18 protein-coding genes are annotated in these 16,890 nt (G+C 64.8%); 12 read left to right on the top strand and 6 right to left on the bottom strand.

The genetic code is table 11. From position 1 onward, the window contains the following. Positions 1–28: 28 nt before the first annotated feature. Entirely contained in the window at positions 29–1,240 is a 1,212-nt protein-coding gene (locus tag K410_RS0124900; protein ID WP_028137384.1) for an NADP-dependent isocitrate dehydrogenase, read from the bottom strand. A gap of 342 nt (positions 1,241–1,582) precedes the next feature. On the opposite strand from K410_RS0124900, the gene K410_RS0124895 reads away from it, so the two are divergent. Then, the gene (locus K410_RS0124895; protein WP_028137383.1) at positions 1,583–2,782 is read left to right on the top strand and encodes a TrmJ/YjtD family RNA methyltransferase; all 1,200 of its coding nucleotides are present in this window, start codon (positions 1,583–1,585) and stop codon (positions 2,780–2,782) included. Positions 2,783–2,969: 187 nt separating this feature from the next. Here the strand turns inward: K410_RS0124895 and K410_RS0124890 are convergent, their stop codons facing one another. Continuing rightward, complete coding sequence (locus tag K410_RS0124890) at positions 2,970–3,614, bottom strand: TetR/AcrR family transcriptional regulator (protein ID WP_028137382.1); 645 nt, start codon at positions 3,612–3,614, stop codon at positions 2,970–2,972. Between the two features lie 246 nt (positions 3,615–3,860). Between K410_RS0124890 and K410_RS0124885 the strand changes: the two genes are divergently transcribed. From K410_RS0124885 to cynS, 7 genes are all read left to right on the top strand, one after another. Next, on the top strand, positions 3,861–4,403 hold the full coding sequence (locus tag K410_RS0124885) for an OsmC family protein (RefSeq protein WP_028137381.1): 543 nt from the start codon (positions 3,861–3,863) through the stop codon (positions 4,401–4,403). A gap of 35 nt (positions 4,404–4,438) precedes the next feature. Next, positions 4,439–5,593: an acyl-CoA dehydrogenase family protein gene (locus tag K410_RS0124880; protein ID WP_028137380.1), complete on the top strand. Its 1,155-nt coding sequence runs from the start codon at positions 4,439–4,441 to the stop codon at positions 5,591–5,593. 51 nt (positions 5,594–5,644) lie between these two features. Continuing rightward, positions 5,645–6,523 carry a sulfurtransferase gene (locus K410_RS0124875; RefSeq protein WP_028137379.1) on the top strand — a complete coding sequence of 293 codons (879 nt, stop codon included), beginning with the start codon at positions 5,645–5,647 and terminating at the stop codon, positions 6,521–6,523. Between the two features lie 117 nt (positions 6,524–6,640). Further along, positions 6,641–8,020 (top strand): CmpA/NrtA family ABC transporter substrate-binding protein, encoded by a 1,380-nt coding sequence (locus K410_RS0124870; protein WP_028137378.1) that lies wholly within the window; start codon positions 6,641–6,643, stop codon positions 8,018–8,020. Between the two features lie 151 nt (positions 8,021–8,171). Beyond that, positions 8,172–9,011 carry a nitrate ABC transporter permease gene (gene ntrB, locus K410_RS0124865; RefSeq protein WP_028137377.1) on the top strand — a complete coding sequence of 280 codons (840 nt, stop codon included), beginning with the start codon at positions 8,172–8,174 and terminating at the stop codon, positions 9,009–9,011. Between the two features lie 153 nt (positions 9,012–9,164). Beyond that, complete coding sequence (locus tag K410_RS0124860) at positions 9,165–10,088, top strand: ABC transporter ATP-binding protein (RefSeq protein ID WP_028137376.1); 924 nt, start codon at positions 9,165–9,167, stop codon at positions 10,086–10,088. Positions 10,089–10,103: 15 nt separating this feature from the next. Continuing rightward, positions 10,104–10,592, top strand: coding sequence for a cyanase (gene cynS / locus K410_RS37210; RefSeq protein ID WP_049820198.1), 489 nt, complete (start codon positions 10,104–10,106; stop codon positions 10,590–10,592). A 111-nt stretch (positions 10,593–10,703) separates the two neighbouring features. Here cynS and K410_RS0124850 read toward each other — a convergent pair whose 3' ends face one another. Next, positions 10,704–11,027, bottom strand: a complete 324-nt coding sequence (locus K410_RS0124850) for a DUF1476 domain-containing protein (RefSeq protein ID WP_028137375.1) — start codon at positions 11,025–11,027, stop codon at positions 10,704–10,706. Positions 11,028–11,349: 322 nt separating this feature from the next. Between K410_RS0124850 and purC the strand changes: the two genes are divergently transcribed. Both purC and purS read left to right on the top strand, forming a co-directional pair. Continuing rightward, a complete protein-coding gene (gene purC / locus K410_RS0124845; RefSeq protein ID WP_173015815.1) occupies positions 11,350–12,117 on the top strand; it encodes a phosphoribosylaminoimidazolesuccinocarboxamide synthase in 768 nt (255 codons plus the stop codon). 14 nt (positions 12,118–12,131) lie between these two features. After that, the gene (gene purS / locus K410_RS0124840) at positions 12,132–12,374 is read left to right on the top strand and encodes a phosphoribosylformylglycinamidine synthase subunit PurS (protein WP_028137374.1); all 243 of its coding nucleotides are present in this window, start codon (positions 12,132–12,134) and stop codon (positions 12,372–12,374) included. Between the two features lie 104 nt (positions 12,375–12,478). On the opposite strand, the gene K410_RS0124835 is transcribed toward purS, so the two are convergent. Then, positions 12,479–13,495, bottom strand: a complete 1,017-nt coding sequence (locus K410_RS0124835) for a magnesium and cobalt transport protein CorA (protein ID WP_028137373.1) — start codon at positions 13,493–13,495, stop codon at positions 12,479–12,481. Between the two features lie 177 nt (positions 13,496–13,672). On the opposite strand from K410_RS0124835, the gene purQ reads away from it, so the two are divergent. Both purQ and K410_RS0124825 read left to right on the top strand, forming a co-directional pair. Beyond that, positions 13,673–14,374, top strand: coding sequence for a phosphoribosylformylglycinamidine synthase subunit PurQ (gene purQ / locus K410_RS0124830; protein WP_028137372.1), 702 nt, complete (start codon positions 13,673–13,675; stop codon positions 14,372–14,374). Beyond that, complete coding sequence (locus K410_RS0124825) at positions 14,371–15,342, top strand: tripartite tricarboxylate transporter substrate binding protein BugD (protein WP_028137371.1); 972 nt, start codon at positions 14,371–14,373, stop codon at positions 15,340–15,342. The genes purQ and K410_RS0124825 overlap by 4 nt, the downstream gene beginning before the upstream one ends. Positions 15,343–15,345: 3 nt before the next feature. Here K410_RS0124825 and K410_RS0124820 read toward each other — a convergent pair whose 3' ends face one another. Then, positions 15,346–16,311, bottom strand: coding sequence for a DMT family transporter (locus tag K410_RS0124820; protein ID WP_028137370.1), 966 nt, complete (start codon positions 16,309–16,311; stop codon positions 15,346–15,348). Between the two features lie 75 nt (positions 16,312–16,386). Further along, positions 16,387–16,866 (bottom strand): PaaI family thioesterase, encoded by a 480-nt coding sequence (locus K410_RS0124815; RefSeq protein WP_028137369.1) that lies wholly within the window; start codon positions 16,864–16,866, stop codon positions 16,387–16,389. Positions 16,867–16,890: the final 24 nt, after the last annotated feature.

The raw sequence follows: 16,890 nt of genomic DNA, 5'->3' as shown, positions 1-16,890 counted from the left end.
GCCCCTTAGGGGCGGAATTGCCGGCGGCTTAAGCCAATTCTTTGCCGAGATTCTCGGCGACCTTGTCGAGGAAGCCGGTGGTCGAGAGCCAGCGCTGGTCGGCGCCGACCAGGAGCGCGAGGTCCTTGGTCATGTAGCCGGCCTCGACGGTGTCGACGCAGACCTTCTCCAGCGTGTTGGCGAACTTGGCCAGCTCGGCATTGTTGTCGAGCTTGGCGCGGTGGGCGAGGCCTCTGGTCCAGGCGAAGATCGAGGCGATCGAGTTGGTCGAGGTCTCCTTGCCCTTCTGGTGCTCGCGGTAGTGGCGGGTCACCGTGCCGTGGGCGGCTTCCGCTTCCACGGTCTTGCCGTCGGGGGTGAGCAGCACCGAGGTCATCAGGCCGAGCGAGCCGTAGCCCTGCGCGACCGTGTCGGACTGCACGTCGCCATCGTAGTTCTTGCAGGCCCAGACATAGCCGCCGGACCATTTCAGCGCCGAGGCCACCATGTCGTCGATCAGGCGGTGCTCGTAGGTCAGGCCCTTGGCGTCGAACTCCTTCTTGAACTCGCGGTCGAAGATGTCCTGGAAGATGTCCTTGAAGCGGCCGTCATAGACCTTCAGAATCGTGTTCTTGGTCGACAGGTAGACCGGGTAGCCGCGCAGCAGGCCGTAGTTGAAGGAGGCGCGGGCGAAGTCGACGATGGAATCGTCGAGATTGTACATCTCCATGGCGACGCCGGCGCCGGGGGCCTTGAACACCTCCTTCTCGATCACGGTGCCGTCCTCGCCGACGAACTTCATCGAGAGCGTGCCCTTGCCCGGGAACTTGATGTCGGTGGCGCGGTACTGGTCGCCATAGGCGTGGCGGCCGATGATGATCGGCTTGGTCCAGCCGGGAACCAGCCGCGGCACGTTCTTGCAGATGATCGGCTCGCGGAAGATCACGCCGCCGAGGATGTTGCGGATAGTGCCGTTGGGCGACTTCCACATCTGCTTGAGGTTGAACTCCTTCACCCGGGCTTCGTCGGGGGTGATGGTGGCGCACTTGACGCCGACGCCGACCTTCTTGATGGCCTCGGCCGCGTCGATGGTGACCTGATCGTTGGTGTGGTCGCGGTACTCCATGCCCAGGTCGAAATAGAGCAGTTCGACATCCAGGAACGGGTTGATCAGCTTGTCCTTGATGTACTGCCAGATGATCCGGGTCATCTCGTCGCCATCGAGCTCGACGACGGGATTGGATACCTTGATTTTTGCCATGATCGGGGGAGCCCTCTTGGGAACGGCGCCATCGGCGCCACGTGAATATCCGCCGCCTCTTAGCACCTGATAGCACCGGGCGAAAGCCAAGGGATTATGCACTTTTAGCCGATCCAGCCCCCACGGATGGGGAGCAAGGTCGGGCCGCGCCGGACCGGCAGGGACGAGGTTTCAGGCGCGATTCAAAGGTCGAATCCAACCCGTTATTTCCCTTGAGAATTTCGTCAGGACAGGCAAACGACGGTCGGACAACCCGGCCGGCCCAGCGCGAGCCTGAAAGGCCGGCCTGAATCAATTCCTAAGAGCGCCTTGCCAAGGCCTTGAGAGTGAAAGCGAAGCGAGATGTCGGGGACTGACAAGAGCAAGGCGGGACTTTCCCTCGACGGTCCCATCGTGATCCTGGTCGAGCCGCAGCTCGGCGAGAACATCGGCATGGCCGCGCGCGCCATGGGCAATTTCGCCCTGAGCCGCTTGCGCATCGTCAACCCCAGGGACGGCTGGCCGAACATCGCCGCCCAGCGCGCCGCCGCCGGCGCGGACCACATTCTAGAAAAGGTCGAATTGTTCGGCACGGTGGCAGAGGCCGTCGCCGACCTCGATCTCTTGTTCGCCACCACGGCGCGCCCGCACGACCAGGCCAAGCCCGTGGTCGGGCCGGAAGCCGCGGCCGCCGAAATATCCGGGCACATCGCCACGGGAGGCAAGGCCGGTATCCTGTTCGGCCGCGAGCGATGGGGCCTGACCAACGAGGAGGTCGGGCTCTCCAACCGCATCATCACCTTCCCGGTCAATCCGGGCTTCGCCTCGCTCAACCTCGCCCAGGCCGTGCTCTTGGTCGGCTATGAATGGTTCAAGCGGATAACCTCGGGCGAGCTGCCGCACGCCATGCCTGAAAGATCCGAGCGCGCCTCGCAGCACCAGATGCAGGCGTTCTTCGACAACCTCGTGCGCGAGCTCGACAAGGTGGAATTCTTGCGCCCGGCCGAGAAACGCGACACCATGCTGGTCAACCTGCGCAACATCTTCACCCGGATGGAGCCGACCAAGCAGGACATGCACACCCTGCACGGGGTGATCATGGCGATCGCGGAAGGACGCAAGGGTCCGGCCAAGGGCGGCGTGCTCGATGGCGAGCAGGCGACGCGCCTGCGCGCGCTCTTGGCCGAGCACGGGCAGGGCGGCGGCGTCTCCGACAGCGGCTCAACCGTGCGCGGCCTTGCCCGCCTGCTCCGCCGCAATCCGACCGACGCCGAGCGCCTGCTCTGGCAGGCCCTGACCCGCGACCGCCGTTTCGCAGGTGGGTTCAAGCGCCAGACGCCGGTCGGACGGCACATCCCGGACTTCGTCTCCTTCCCGCACCGGATCGCGATCGAGCTGGTGAATCCGGGTGAGGGCGAGGCGATCGCGGCCGATCGCGCGGCGCGGCGGAGCTGGCTCGAGGCGCGCGACTATCGGGTGCTCGACATTCGGGCAGTGGATGTGGAGCGCGATCTGGAGACAGAGCTGGTGCGGCTTGCTGGGATGATGGAGCAGGGCGCGTAGATCGCGCGTCGGTCTCGTAGGGTGGCCAAAGCGAAGCGTGCCCACGGTCACGGAGGAATGGTGGGCACGGCGCTTTGCGCCTTTGCTCACCCGACGAGATCATCGTAGCCCGGATGGAGCGGAGCGCAATCCGGGACGGTATCCCCGCATTCCGCTGCGCTTCATGCGGGCTACGAAGTGAAAGCGATCACACCGCTTCGAATTGCTCCGCGCGCTTCTTCTTCGCCTTCGAGTGGCCGAGCAGGGGCCCCGCCGTCAGTGCCGCCGTATCCGCCACGCCCGGGTCGCGCGAGATCATCGCCGCGACGATCGCGCCGTCGATGAGGAGGCCGAGCTGGTGCGCCAGCACGGCGGGCTCGCTCGAGCCGAGCTCGCCGGCGAGCTTCTCGATGTGGCCGAGCACGATCTTCTTGTGCTTCAGCGCGATGTTGCGGAACTGTTTGGCGTCCTTGTCGTGCTCGCCGACCGCGTTGATGAAGGGGCAGCCGTAGAAGCGCTCTTCGGCGAACCAGCTCTTCAGCGCCGGAAAGATGCGCGTCAGCTTGGCTTGTGCGTCGCCGCCGCCTTGCTCCATGGCGGCGATGAACCATTCGCGCCATTGCTTGCCTTCGCTTTCCAGCACCGCGTTGACGAGATTGGTCTTGGAGCCGAACAATTTGTAGAGCGTGGTCTTCGCGGTGCCAGCCTCCTCGATGATCGCATCGATGCCGGTGGCGTTGATTCCGTTCTTGCAGAACAGATGTGACGCGGCGCTGAGCAGGCGCCCGCGTGCGGATTCGTCGTCGCCGGTGGCGGCGTGGGGCGAGGTCTTCTTCGATGACGTCTTTGCCATAAGCTGCAACTTAATCGCAGCTGCATCACATCAGCAAGCCGCATCTGGTTGGCGCTGAAAAGATTCGCATCCGCTCGAGCATCTGCTCCGCCTTTGAGCAGGAGGGGGTTGATCAATCCACCGGCAGCGACGCTAAGCGGCTCCAATGCTTCGCCTTTCGCTTTCTGGCCGGTTCTGGCACGCTCCATGCAAGGAAACAGACCGTTCGGTATCCTGCCGATTTCCACCTCTGCCAGGGAGAAGACGATGACTGCGGTCGTTCAGAAGACAGTGCTGACGGGGTGCCTCGCGCCCATCGACAAGAATGGGCTCGAGCAGCTGATCGCCAACGGCAAGGCGAATCCGAAGGTGGTCAAGACCTTGAAGTGCAAGACGGTCGCGGAAGGAAAATTCCGCCACGCCAACTACATCCGCAATCTGCCGCCCTACATCGTCGACGAGCCGCCGGGGCTGCTCGGCGACGACACCGCGCCCAATCCGTCGGAAGCCTCGCTCGCCGCGCTCGGCTCCTGCCTCGCCGTCGGCCTGCACGCCAACGCCGTGCACCGCGGCTGGATCGTCAACAAGCTCGAGCTCGAGCTCGAAGGCGACCTCAACATCACCGCGGTCTGGGGCACCGGCGACACCTCGGACAAGCCGGTCGGCTTCACCGACGTGCGCGTCAAGGTCGACATGGCATGCGAGGGCATCGCGCAGGACGAGATCAACGCGCTGGTCGCGCATGTGAAGAAATGGTCGCCGGTCGCCAACACCTTCACCCGGCCGGTCAATCTCGAGGTCGGCATCTAGCAGGCGGCAACCAGGACAAGGTGCGGGAGACGATCATGGGTTCACTGGCTTTATCGCGGGTCGACGTTCTGGATCAGCCCGCACCGTCCATTGCAGGCGAGGTGGCGCGGATCGCGCGGGAGCAGCTCGCCCCGCTCGCCGCCGGCATCGACGACGGTTCGGTTTATCCGGCCGAGGTGCTGCGCAAGTTCGGCGCGGTCGGGGCGTGGGGCAGTCACGTGCCCCACGAAGGTCCCGCCGATCTGCGCTGCGCCATCCAGACGATGGCGGCGATCGGCGAGGTCTGCGGGGCGACCGCCTTCATGGCCTGGTGCCAGGACACGCTGGTCTGGTACGCCGCCAACTCGACCAATATGAAATTGGCGAAACGCTTCGGCGATGCCTTCTCGACCGGCCGGGTGCTCGGCGGCACCGGGCTCTCCAACCCGATGAAGAGCTTCTTCGGTATCGAGAAGCTCAAGCTGAAGGGGCGCAAGGTCGAGGGTGGCTACATCGTGCGCGGTGCGCTGCCCTGGGTCTCCAATCTCGGCCCGGACCATTATTTCGGCACCATCTTCGAGCGTGAGGACGACCAGGGCACCGCGAGCGGCGAGCCCGGCATCGCAAGCGGCGAGCCCGGCACCGTGATGTTTCTCGCCGATTGCTCGGATCCCGCGATTACCCTGACGCCGTGCAAGCCGTTCCTCGCCATGGACGGCACTGGCACCTATGGCGTCCAGTTCCGCGACGTCTTCGTGCCGGACGAGCTGATCCTCGCCGATCCCGCCGGGCCCTTCGTCAAGAAGATCCGCGCCGGCTTCATCCTGCTGCAGGCCGGCATGGCGCTCGGGCTGATCAAGGACTGCATCAACATCATGGGCGAGGTTGATGGTCCGCTCGGCCATATCAACCGTTATCTGCCGCAGCAGCCGGTGCATTTCGGCGATCTCGCCGCGGAGATCGAGGCCGAGACCATGGCGCTGGCGCGCGACCCCTACAACGAGGAGGAGACCTACTGGCGCAAGGTGATCGCGCTGCGCTTGCGCGCCGGCGAAGCCAGCGTCGCGGCGGCGCATGCGGCGATGCTGCATTGTGGCGCGCGCGGCTATCTGAAGGGCCATCGCGCGCAGCGGCGCCTGCGCGAGGCCTATTTCATCGCGATCGTCACGCCGGCCACCAAGCAGCTGCGCAAGATGCTCGCTGATTCCTGAGCTCACGAGTCCACCCCAGAAGACCACTTAACCTCAACGGAGAGGCTGCCAATGACGGACGTTCTGATCTCTGCCAGCGAACTTGCCGATCTCTTGAAGACGGAGCCGTGTGTCGTGATCGACACCCGCAATCCCGACGCCTATGCCGCCGGGCATTTGCCGGGCGCCGTGAACGTGCACGAGATCTTCACCTTTCTTGCGACCTCGACGCCCGAGGGCATCAGCGAGCTGAAGACCAAATTCGCCGACGCCTTCGGCGCGGCCGGCCTCTCCGGCAAGGAAACGGCCGTGGTCTACGAGCAATCGATGAATTCCGGCTTCGGCCAGTCCTGCCGCGGCTACTATCTGCTCACCATGCTCGGCTATCCCAAGGTCAAAGTGCTGCATGGCGGCTTCGACGCCTGGGCCGCCGCGGGTCTTCCCGTGACCAAGGACGTTCCGACGCCGGCAAAGGCCTCGTTCGCGATCGTGCCCGAGGCCGGCGAGATTCTGATCGACGCCAAGACCATGCTCGCCGCCGTCGGCAAGCCCGGCATCGCCATCCTCGACGTGCGCGACGTCGACGAGTGGATTGGCGACAGCTCGTCCCCGTACGGCAAGGATTTCTGCCCGCGCAAGGGCCGTATCCCCGGTGCGGTGTGGCTGGAATGGTACCGCATGATGAAGCCGACCGCCGAGGGCCCGCGCTTCAAGTCCAAGGACGAGATCCTGGCCGAATGTGCCACCGTCGGCATCACGCCGGCGACACCGGTCTATCTCTACTGCTTCAAGGGCGCGCGCGCCTCGAACACCTTCCTGGCGCTGAAGAACGCCGGCGTGAAGGACGTGCGGATGTATTTCGGCTCCTGGAACGAATGGTCGCGCGATCCGTCGCTGCCGATCGAGCAGGGCTTGCCGGTGGCTGCCCAGGTAACAGGCAAGGCGGCATAGAACCTGCATGTTTTTCGTGGTCCGGCTGCGCAAGGCTTGGCCGGACCACGATGGAGTTTGAGCCGACGCGGCGGACAACGGCGTTCGCCGCGCGATGTGACAAAGGGGCGCAGCAGCATGTCCACGTTCGACGATCCGTTTGACTCCGACCGCAATCTCCAGGCCGGTTGCGCCTGCGGCCAGCATCGTTCTGCTGCAGAGCACGAGCAGGCGGGAGCGCTACGCTGCGAGCCAGTGGGGAGCGAGGAGAAGCGCTACGAGGGCGTGGTCGCCTCCGCGGTGATGCGCGCGATGTTTCCGCAGGACGTGGCGCGACGTGCTTTCCTGAAGTCCGTGGGCGCGTCGACTGCGCTCGCGGCACTGTCGCAGTTCTTCCCGCTCAAGACGGCGACAGAGGTGTTTGCGCAAGCAGGCGCGCCCGAGAAGAAGGATCTCAAGGTCGGCTTCATTCCGATCACCTGCGCCACGCCGATCATCATGGCGGCTCCGCTCGGCTTCTATTCCAAGCACGGTCTCAACGTCGAGGTGGTCAAGACCGCCGGCTGGGCCGTGATCCGCGACAAGACCATCAACAAGGAGTACGACGCCGCCCACATGCTGGCGCCGATGCCGATCGCGATCTCGCTCGGCCTCGGTGCCAATGCCATTCCGTTTGCGGTGCCTGCGATCGAGAACATCAACGGGCAGGGCATCACGCTCGCCATGAAGCACAAGGACAAGCGCGATCCGAAGGACTGGAAGGGCATGAAGTTCGCCATCCCCTTCGACTATTCGATGCACAATTACCTCTTGCGCTATTATCTCGCCGAGCACGGTCTCGACCCCGATACCGACGTGCAGCTGCGCTCGGTGCCGCCGCCGGAGATGGTGGCGAACCTGCGCGCCGACAACATCGACGGCTTTCTCGCGCCCGACAATATCTGCCAGCGCGCGATCTATGACGGCGTCGGCTTCATGCACATCCTGTCCAAGGAGATCTGGGACGGCCATCCCTGCTGCAGCTTCGCCGCCAGCCGCGAATTCATCACGACTGCCCCGAACAGCTTTGCGGCGCTGACGCGGGCCATCGTCGATGCCACCGCCTATGCGTCGAAGGCGGAGAACCGCAAGCAGATCGCGGAGGCGATCGCGCCGGCCAATTACATCAACGCGCCGGTGACGGTGCTGGAGCAGGTCCTGACCGGCACCTATGCCGACGGCCTCGGGGGCGTGAAGACCGACGCCAAGCGCGTCGATTTCGATCCGTTCCCATGGCAGTCCTTTGCGGTCTGGATGCTGACGCAGATGAAGCGCTGGGGCCAGATCAAGGGCGACGTCGACTACAAGGCGGTGGCCGAGCAGGTTTATCTCGCCACCGACACCAAGAAGCTGATGACCGAGATGGGCCTGTCGCCACCCGCGAGCGCCTACAAATCGTTCGCGGTGATGGGCAAGAATTTCGATCCGGCCAAGCCGGAGGATTACGTGGCAAGCTTCAAGATCAGGAAGTCGTCGTGATGATGGGCGCCGCCCTCGTGTCCCGGACGCGATGCAGCACGCAGTGCTGCTTCGCAGAGCCGGGACCCAGTCGGGCCGCATGGGTCCCGGTTCTGCGTCGCACCGCTTCGCACTGCGCCGCGCCCGGGACACGATACCTGGGATATACGCGATGACATCATCCCTCCGCCTCCGCGCCGGCCTCGTCTCGATCGTGCTGCTCGCCGCCTTCCTCGGCATCTGGCATCTGGCGACGCGCTCGACCGGCGCTACCACGACGATGAGCCCCGAATATGCCAAGCTGATGGGCCTGACTGCGACGCAAGGCAAGTCCGCCATGCCCGGGCCGCTCGATGTCGGCGCCAAGCTCTGGGAGCATCTGAAGCGACCGTTCTACGACAACGGACCGAACGACAAGGGCCTCGGCATCCAGCTCGGCTATTCCATCGCGCGCGTCGGCACCGGCTATCTGCTGGCGGTGCTGGTCGCGATCCCGCTCGGCTTCCTGATCGGCATGTCGCCGCTGCTCAGCAAGGCGCTAGATCCCTTCATCCAGGTGCTGAAGCCGATCTCGCCGCTGGCCTGGATGCCGCTCGCGCTCTACACCATCAAGGATTCCTCGGTCTCGGCGATCTTCGTCATCTTCATCTGCTCGATCTGGCCGATGCTGCTCAACACCGTGTTCGGCGTCGCCAGCGTGCGCAAGGAATGGATCAACGTCGCGCGCACGCTCGAGGTCGGCACCGTCAGGCGCGCCTTCACCGTGATCCTGCCGGCGGCGGCACCGACAATCCTGACCGGCATGCGCATCTCGATCGGCATCGCCTGGCTCGTCATCGTCGCCGCCGAGATGCTCGTCGGCGGCACCGGCATCGGCTATTTCGTCTGGAACGAGTGGAATAACCTCTCGATCACCAACGTCATCATCGCGATCCTGCTGATCGGGGTCGTCGGCATGCTGCTCGACCAGATCCTGGCGCGGTTCACGCGCATGGTCACGTTTCCGGAGTAGGGCAATGGCGACGACACAGACTCGGCCGTGTCCCGGACGCACTGCGGCGCGAAGTGCCGCTGTGCAGAGCCGGGACCCACTGCGGCAACATGGGTCCCGGTTCTGCGGTGCACCACTGCGTGGCGCACCGCGCCCGGGACACGAGATTTACACATGACCGACAAATTCATCTCAATCGAAGCGATCGCCAAGCGCTATCCTGGCGCGGGCGGCGCCACGACCACCGTGTTCGAGAACCTGTGGCTGTCGATGGCGCGCGGCGAGTTCGCTTGCGTGATCGGCCATTCCGGCTGCGGCAAGACCACGGTGCTCAACATCCTCGCCGGCCTCGATGCGCCGAGCGAGGGCGCGGTCATCGTCGACGGCCAGGCGATCTCCGGCACCAGCCTCGACCGCGCCGTGATCTTCCAGAGCCATGCGCTGCTGCCCTGGCGCACCGTGCTCGGCAACGTCGCCTACGCCGTCAGCTCGAAATGGCGCAGCTGGGACCGTGCCAAGGTCAAGGCGCATGCGCAGACCTTCATCGATCTCGTCGGTCTCACCGGCTCCGAGCACAAGCGCCCCTCGGAACTGTCGGGCGGCATGAAGCAGCGCGTCGGCATCGCGCGGGCGCTGTCGATCACGCCGAAGATGATGCTGATGGACGAGCCGTTCTCGGCGCTCGACGCGCTGACGCGCGGCACGCTGCAGGACGAGGTGCGGCGTATCTGCCTGGAGACCGGGCAGACTGCGTTCATGATCACCCACGACGTCGACGAGGCGATCTATCTCGCCGACAAGATCTTCCTGATGACCAACGGTCCCGGCGCGGTGCTGGCCGAGGTGGTCGAGAACCCGCTGCCGCGGGATCGCGGCCGCACCGATCTGCATCGCCATCCGCTCTACTACGCCCTGCGCAACCACATCATCGATTTCCTGGTGACGCGCAGCAAGACCTTTACGGCCGAGACACCCGGTCACGATCCGCGCAACGTGCCGGTGATTCACATCGGCAAGCCCGGGCTGACGATCGCCGCGAACGGCGAGGAGCAAAGACAGACCTGGATACCCGGGCCCAGTCCCGGACTCACTGCCTGAAGAGGAGACCCTGACATGAAACGCGAAGACCTCACCGAGAAGCTGCTCGACATCAAGCGCGAGAAGGGCTGGAGCTGGAAGCACATCTGCGAGAAGATCGGCGGCTATTCCGAAGTGCTGATCGTCGGCGCGATCATGGGCCAGATGAAGCTGACCAAGCCGCAGGCCGCCAATGCCGGCGAGCTGTTCGGCCTGTCGAAGGCGGAAGTTGCGATGCTCAACGAGGTGCCGATGCGCGGCACCGGCACGCCGATGCCGCCGACCGATCCGCTGATCTACCGCTTCTACGAGATGGTGATGGTTAACGGTCCGGCCTGGAAGGCGCTGATCGAGGAGGAGTTCGGCGACGGCATCATGTCCGCGATCGACTTCGACATGGCGCTCGAACGCGTCGCCAACCCGAAGGGGGACCGGGTCAAGATCACCATGAGTGGCAAGTTCCTGCCGTACAAATATTACGGCGCCAGCGGCAACGTGCCGGAATACGGCTTCAAGGAGGAGTGAGGTTTGGGGTCATTCCGGACGCCGCGACAGCGGCGATCCGGAATCTCGAGATTCCGGGTTCGGTCCTACGGACTGCCCCGGAATCACGGTGTGTGGGGGATGCGCGGGCGCTTATTTGCCCGCCTTCACCTCGGCGGCGGCCACCGCGAGCAGCTCGCTCATCTTGGCGCGAATCGCCTGCTCGGTGACGGCGACGTTCTTGGCGGCGAAATCGGCCGTCAGCTTGCGCACGACGTCGGCATCGCCGGCCTCCTCGAAATCGGACGCGACCACTTCCTTGGCATAGGCGGTGGCGGCATCGCCGGACATGCCGAGCTTTTCGGCCGCCCACAGCCCGAGCAGCCGGTTGCGGCGGGCCTCCGCCTTGAACTTCTGCTCCTCGTCGAGGGCGTATTTCTTCTCGAAGCCTTCCTGGCGCTTGTCGAACTCGCTCATGCCTTGTTCCAAATCCCTGCTGAATGGCGCGGGAGCCTTCCGTTGCGGCGCCCCGGCTGCATGCCTACATAGATAGCACGAATCGGCAAAACAACGGGCCGTTAAGCCGCAGGCAAGACGGTATAAGTTGGCGCCGGACGGCCGGATCGATTGTGCTCGGACAGCCAATCGGATAGGTTGCCTGAAGGCTTGGTTCTCGTTCTGTTTCCAAGGGCTTATGGATGGGTTCCGGGCCGTTCACGGCAGCTCCGCTGTGGGTCGCAAATCCTGGTAATCGGAGCACACCAAATACATGGATTTCAACAAAACACGGTACATCCCCATGAGCCGTCGGCGTCGCATTTATGAAGGCAAGGCAAAGGTTCTCTATGAAGGCCCGGAGCCCGGTACCCTGATCCAGCACTTCAAGGACGACGCCACCGCGTTCAATGCGAAGAAGCATCAGGTGATCGAGGGCAAGGGTGTCCTCAACAACCGGATCTCGGAGTACCTGTTTCAGCACCTCAACGACATCGGGGTGCCGACCCATTTCATCCGCCGCCTCAACATGCGCGAGCAGTTGATTCGCGAGGTCGAGATCGTGCCGCTCGAGGTGGTGGTTCGGAACGTCGCCGCCGGCTCGCTGTCGCAGCGCCTGGGCATCGAGGAGGGCACCCAGCTGCCCCGCTCGATCATCGAATTCTACTACAAGAACGACCAGCTCAACGACCCCATGGTGTCGGAAGAGCACATCACCGCCTTCGGCTGGGCGACGCCGCAGGAGATCGACGACATCATGGCGCTCGCCATCCGCGTCAACGACTTCCTCACCGGCCTCTTCCTCGGCATCGGCATCCGCCTAGTCGACTTCAAGATGGAGTGCGGCCGCCTGTTCGAGAACGAGATGATGCGCATCATCGTCGCCGACGAGATCTCGCCGGACAGCTGCCGTCTCTGGGACATCAAGTCGAACGAGAAGCTCGACAAGGACCGCTTCCGCCGTGACCTCGGCGGTCTGTTGGAAGCCTATACGGAAGTTGCAAAGCGCCTCGGCATCCTCATGGAGAACGAGCGTCCGCAGGGCTCCGGCCCGGTGCTGGTGAAGAGCTGAAAGAGGATCCTGACGTGAAGGCACGTGTCACCGTTACCCTGAAGACGGGCATCCTCGATCCGCAGGGCAAGGCCATCGAAGGCGCGCTGAAGTCGCTCGGCGTCGACGGCGTCGCCAGCGTCCGCCAGGGCAAGGTGTTCGACATCGAGCTCGCCGGCGCCGACAAGGCCAAGGCGGAAGCCGCGCTGAAGGAAGCCGCCGACAAGCTGCTGGCGAACACCGTGATCGAGAATTATCGGGTGGAGTTGCTGAGCTAGGCCCGCCAGCCTGGTAGCCCGGATGGAGCGAAGCGAAATCCGGGTTCTATCTGCAAGCGGCACTGTCCCGGATTGCGCTTCGCTCCATCCGGGCTACGAAGCAATTACAGCCAGCCCGCTCTGCGAAACCGCCAATACAGCGAGCCGCACGCGGTCAGCATCACGCCGAGCAGCATGAAATAGCCGTACTCCCATTCCAGCTCCGGCATGTGCTTGAAGTTCATGCCGTAGATGCCGGCGAGCGCGGTCGGGACCGCGATGATGGCGAGCCAGGACGCGAGCTTCTTGGACACCGCGGTCTCCTGCGCCTGGCCGACGAGCAGGCTCGCCTCGAAGGCGAATGCCAGCACTTCGCGCATGGAATCGATGCGCTCCTGGATGTTGCGGACATGGTCGGTGACGTCGCGGAACAGCGGCTGCATGGCCTTCCGCACCATCGACAGCTCGTCATGCTCCAGCCGGCGGCAGACCTCCACCAGCGGCCCGATCGCGGTTCTGAGCCGCAGCAGGTCGCGGCGCAGCATGTAGAGCCGCTCGATCTGCGCCTTGCTGAGCGGCTTGGACAGCACGTCGTCCTCGATGCCCTCGACCTCGTCGTGAATGCTTTCGAGCACGGGCGAGTAGTTGTCGACGATGAAATCGAGGATGGCGTAGAGGATGTAATCCTCGCCGCGGGCCAGCGCCCGCGGGCAGCTCTCGCAGCGCTCGCGCACCGGCGTGTAGGAGGTCGAAGCGCCGTGGCGCACCGAGACCAGATAGCCTTCGCCGACGAAGATGTGGGTTTCGCCGAAGGCAATGCGTCCCTCGATCAGTTGCGCGGTGCGGGCGACGATGAACAGGGCCTCCCCATATTGCTCGATCTTCGGCCGCTGATGGGCGTGGTTGGCGTCCTCGATCGCGAGGTCGTGCAAATCGAACTGCTTCTGCACCGCGCCGAGCAGCGCCATGTCGGGCTCGTGCAGCCCGATCCAGACCACATGCCCGGGCTTGGCCCGCCAGCTCGAAGCTTCGCTGATCGCGATATTGGCAACGCGCCGGCCATCGACATAGGCGCCGGCCGCGACGACGCCCTCGGCGGAGACCGGCTCGGCGGGGGAGGTGGGCAGCGACGGGACGTTCATGGCTTCAATCCCGGGCAATCGATCGGCCGAGCGGCGCGTCGCCGACCGATGTGCATGGCCTGTGTACAAGACCCTCTGCGGAGGCTAGCACTGGTAAAATCCCCGTCAAATGGTTATGTCTCTTCACGAATTGGCCCTTCGGCCAGCCCGATTCCCAGCCTCGTCGGAACCCCTGCCATGAAAGCCGCCATCCTCGTCTTTCCCGGAATCAACCGCGAGCGCGACATGGCGCGTGCGCTGAGGCTGATCTCCGGCAGCGAGCCGGCGATGGTCTGGCATGCCGAGACGACGCTGCCTGCGGGCACCGATCTCGTGGTGGTGCCGGGCGGCTTCTCCTACGGCGATTATCTGCGCTGCGGCGCCATCGCGGCCCGCGCGCCGGTGATGGACGCGGTACGCGACTATGCGGCCAAGGGCGGTCTCGTGCTCGGCGTCTGCAACGGTTTTCAGATCCTGTGTGAATCCGGCCTGCTGCCGGGCGTGCTGATGCGCAATGCGCGGCTGAAATTCATCTGCCGCGACGTGCATTTGCGCGTTGAGCGCTCCGACACCCCGTTCACCCGCGGCTACAATGCCGGGCAGGTCATCCGCGTGCCGGTCGCCCATGGCGAGGGCAATTACGAGGCGGATGAGGAGACCATCAAGCGGCTCGAAGGCGAGGGGCGAGTGCTCTATCGCTATTGCTCCGCCGCCGGCGAGGTCGACGATTTCAACAACATCAACGGCGCAGCGCATTCGATCGCCGGCATCATTAACGACAAGGGCAACGTGCTCGGCATGATGCCGCATCCGGAAAACCACGTCGAAGACATCATGGGCTGCACCGACGGCCGCGGCCTGTTCGCCGGCCTGGTCCAGCATCTAGAGAAGGCCGCGTGATTGCGTTCGCGCTGAAGCGGCTCTCGGTCGCTGTCGCCGCCGCAGCTTTTGCGACGGCCGCGTTCGCCCAGGACTATCCCAGGCGTCCGATCACCATGATCGTGCCGTTCGCGGCCGGCGGTACCTCGGACGTGATCGCGCGCGCGGTGGCCGAGCAGATGGGCATCGCGCTCGGCCAGACCATCGTGATCGAGAACGTCGCCGGCGCCGGCGGCTCGACCGCGCTGGCGCGCGCCTCGCGCGCCGAGCCCGATGGCTACACCATCGCGATCGGCAATGCCGGCACCAATGCCGCGAGCTACACGATCTATCCGAAGCTGCCGTTCACGCCGGATTCCTTCGTGCCGATCGCCATGGTGGCGAAGACGTTCGGCATCATCGCGCTGCGCAAGGACTTTCCGGCCAAGGACCTGAAGGAGTTCATCGCCTATGCCAAGGCCAATCCGGGCAAGATCAATCTCGGCCATGCCGGCGTCGGCTCCTCGAACTATCTGATCTGCAAGAGCTTCGTCACATCAGCCGGGATCGACGCGACGCTGGTCGGCTATCGCGGCGCCGCGCCGGCACTGACTGACGCGGTCGGCGGCCAGATCGACGGCGTCTGCGATGCGGCCGCCTCGGTGTCGCAGTCGATCAACGACAAGCTGGTGAAGGGCCTTGTGGTCGGTTCGACCGTTCGGCTCGCCACGCTGCCGGACCTGCCGACCTCCGCGGAGGCCGGCCTGCCCGGATTCGAGGCGCAGGGCTGGAACGGCCTGTTCGCGCCCAAGGGCACGCCGCCGGCCGTCATCGCCAAGCTGAACGCCGCCGCGCGCACGGCAGTCGAGACCGACGCGGTGAAGAAGCGCTTTGCCGACCTCTCGACCGTCGCGCCCGATGCCAACGAGCACGCGCCGGAGCTGTTGCAACAGCTCGTGACGCGCGATGTCGAAAAGTACCGGAAGATGCTGGCGGACGACGCCAAGTAAACGCTAGCGCCACTTCAACCGCTCCGCAGGCACCGTCATGGCGGCGACGCCGGCCATCACCAGCAGCAGCCCCAGCGCCAGGTTCGACGGCACGCTCTCGCCGAGCAGCAGCACGGAGAGGCCGACGCCGATCGGGATGCGCAGATAGCCTTGGGCGTTCGTGGTCAGCGTACCGAGCCGGCCGAGGCAGACGTAGAACAGCATCAATCCCAGCGCGCTCGAGACGATGCCCATGACGATGGTGGCGACGATGGCGGTCGGCGTCGGGTGCAGCGTCCAGGGCTGGTCGATGATCAGCGAGGGCGGCAGCAGGATGAGGCCGCCGAACAGCAGCGAGCCGGTTGCCACCACCATCGGATCGTACTCGGAGAGGCGGAGGCCGAAGATGGTCGCGCAGGCAAAGGAGATGGTCGCGAGCAGGATCGCGATCTCCGCCACGATCTCGCTGCCAAGGCCATGCAGAGCATCGAGCCCGACGATGGCGACGGTGCCGGCCAATCCCAAGATCGCGCCCGCGAGCTTGAGCAGCGTCGCCGGCTCGTGCCGCGTGATCAGCGAGGTGATCAGGAAGGCGAAGATCGGCGTGGTCGAGGCCAGCACCACCGTGTTCGACGCCGGCACGTATTGCTGCGACCAGGTGATGACCAGGAACGGGAAGGTCGAGTTGATCAGCTGCTGGGTCGCGAACAGCTTCCAGGCCTTCACGTCGGTCGGCAGCTTGACGCCGCGCATCCGCAGGATCGCGAACAGAAAGACGAACGCGATCAGCGAGCGCGCCGAGATGAAGGTGATGGGCGGGATGGTGGGAAGCGCCAGCTTGGTCAGCGGATAGGTCGAGCTCCAGCAGCAGGCGAGTGCGAGCAGAAGCGCATAGTCGCGCCAATGACGCGCGCCGGTGGCGGGCATGGACGGCAACGGCGATGCTGCGGAGGCCGCTGTGCGACCCCTCGACGGTGTGCTCTGCGGCACCTTGTTCCTGCTCCCCGGCGCACAAGCGCTCGCTCCGACTGTGGGCGAGGGCGTGCGAAAAGGGAAGGCGCCGAGCTATGCGTTTGGCTGAGGGAGCGCCTTCCGCTTCATCCGCTTGATCGTGCCGGAAAAGGTCAGCAGCACCCGCCCCCCGGACATCATCTTACCGCGCAGGAAGATCAGCGAGCCGCCGGCGCGGGTGACCTCGCCGGTGCATTCGATCAGCTCGCCCTCCCGTGCCGCGTCGAGGAATTCGCAGGCGAAGTTGGTCGTCACCGCCCGGCTGTCCAGGACGTGGGTGGCGATCGCAAACAGGGAATAGTCGGCAAAGGCCATGTAGCAGCCGCCATGGACGTTCCCGGAGCCGTTGAGGTGCTTCTTCTCGACCCTGAAGGCGCAGCGGACGGTGCCGTCCGCCTCGATCTGATGCCAGAAGGGGCCGACATGGGCCTCGAAACTGTCGCGAATCCAGGTCCGCCAGCCCACAAACTCGCCTTCGGTGGCGATGTGGAGGTCGGGGCGGCGGGGCGGGGGCGCTTTGGTCAATTCGTGCAAGGAAATGGGCCTTCAATTGCGGGT

Origin of the sequence: Bradyrhizobium sp. 22 (assembly GCF_000482425.1) — a bacterium.
In the GTDB taxonomy this organism is placed as follows: Bacteria; Pseudomonadota; Alphaproteobacteria; order Rhizobiales; family Xanthobacteraceae; genus Bradyrhizobium; species Bradyrhizobium japonicum_B.
The sequence above is the reverse complement of the archived record's forward strand: the minus strand, read 5'-3'. Positions and strand labels throughout refer to the sequence as shown.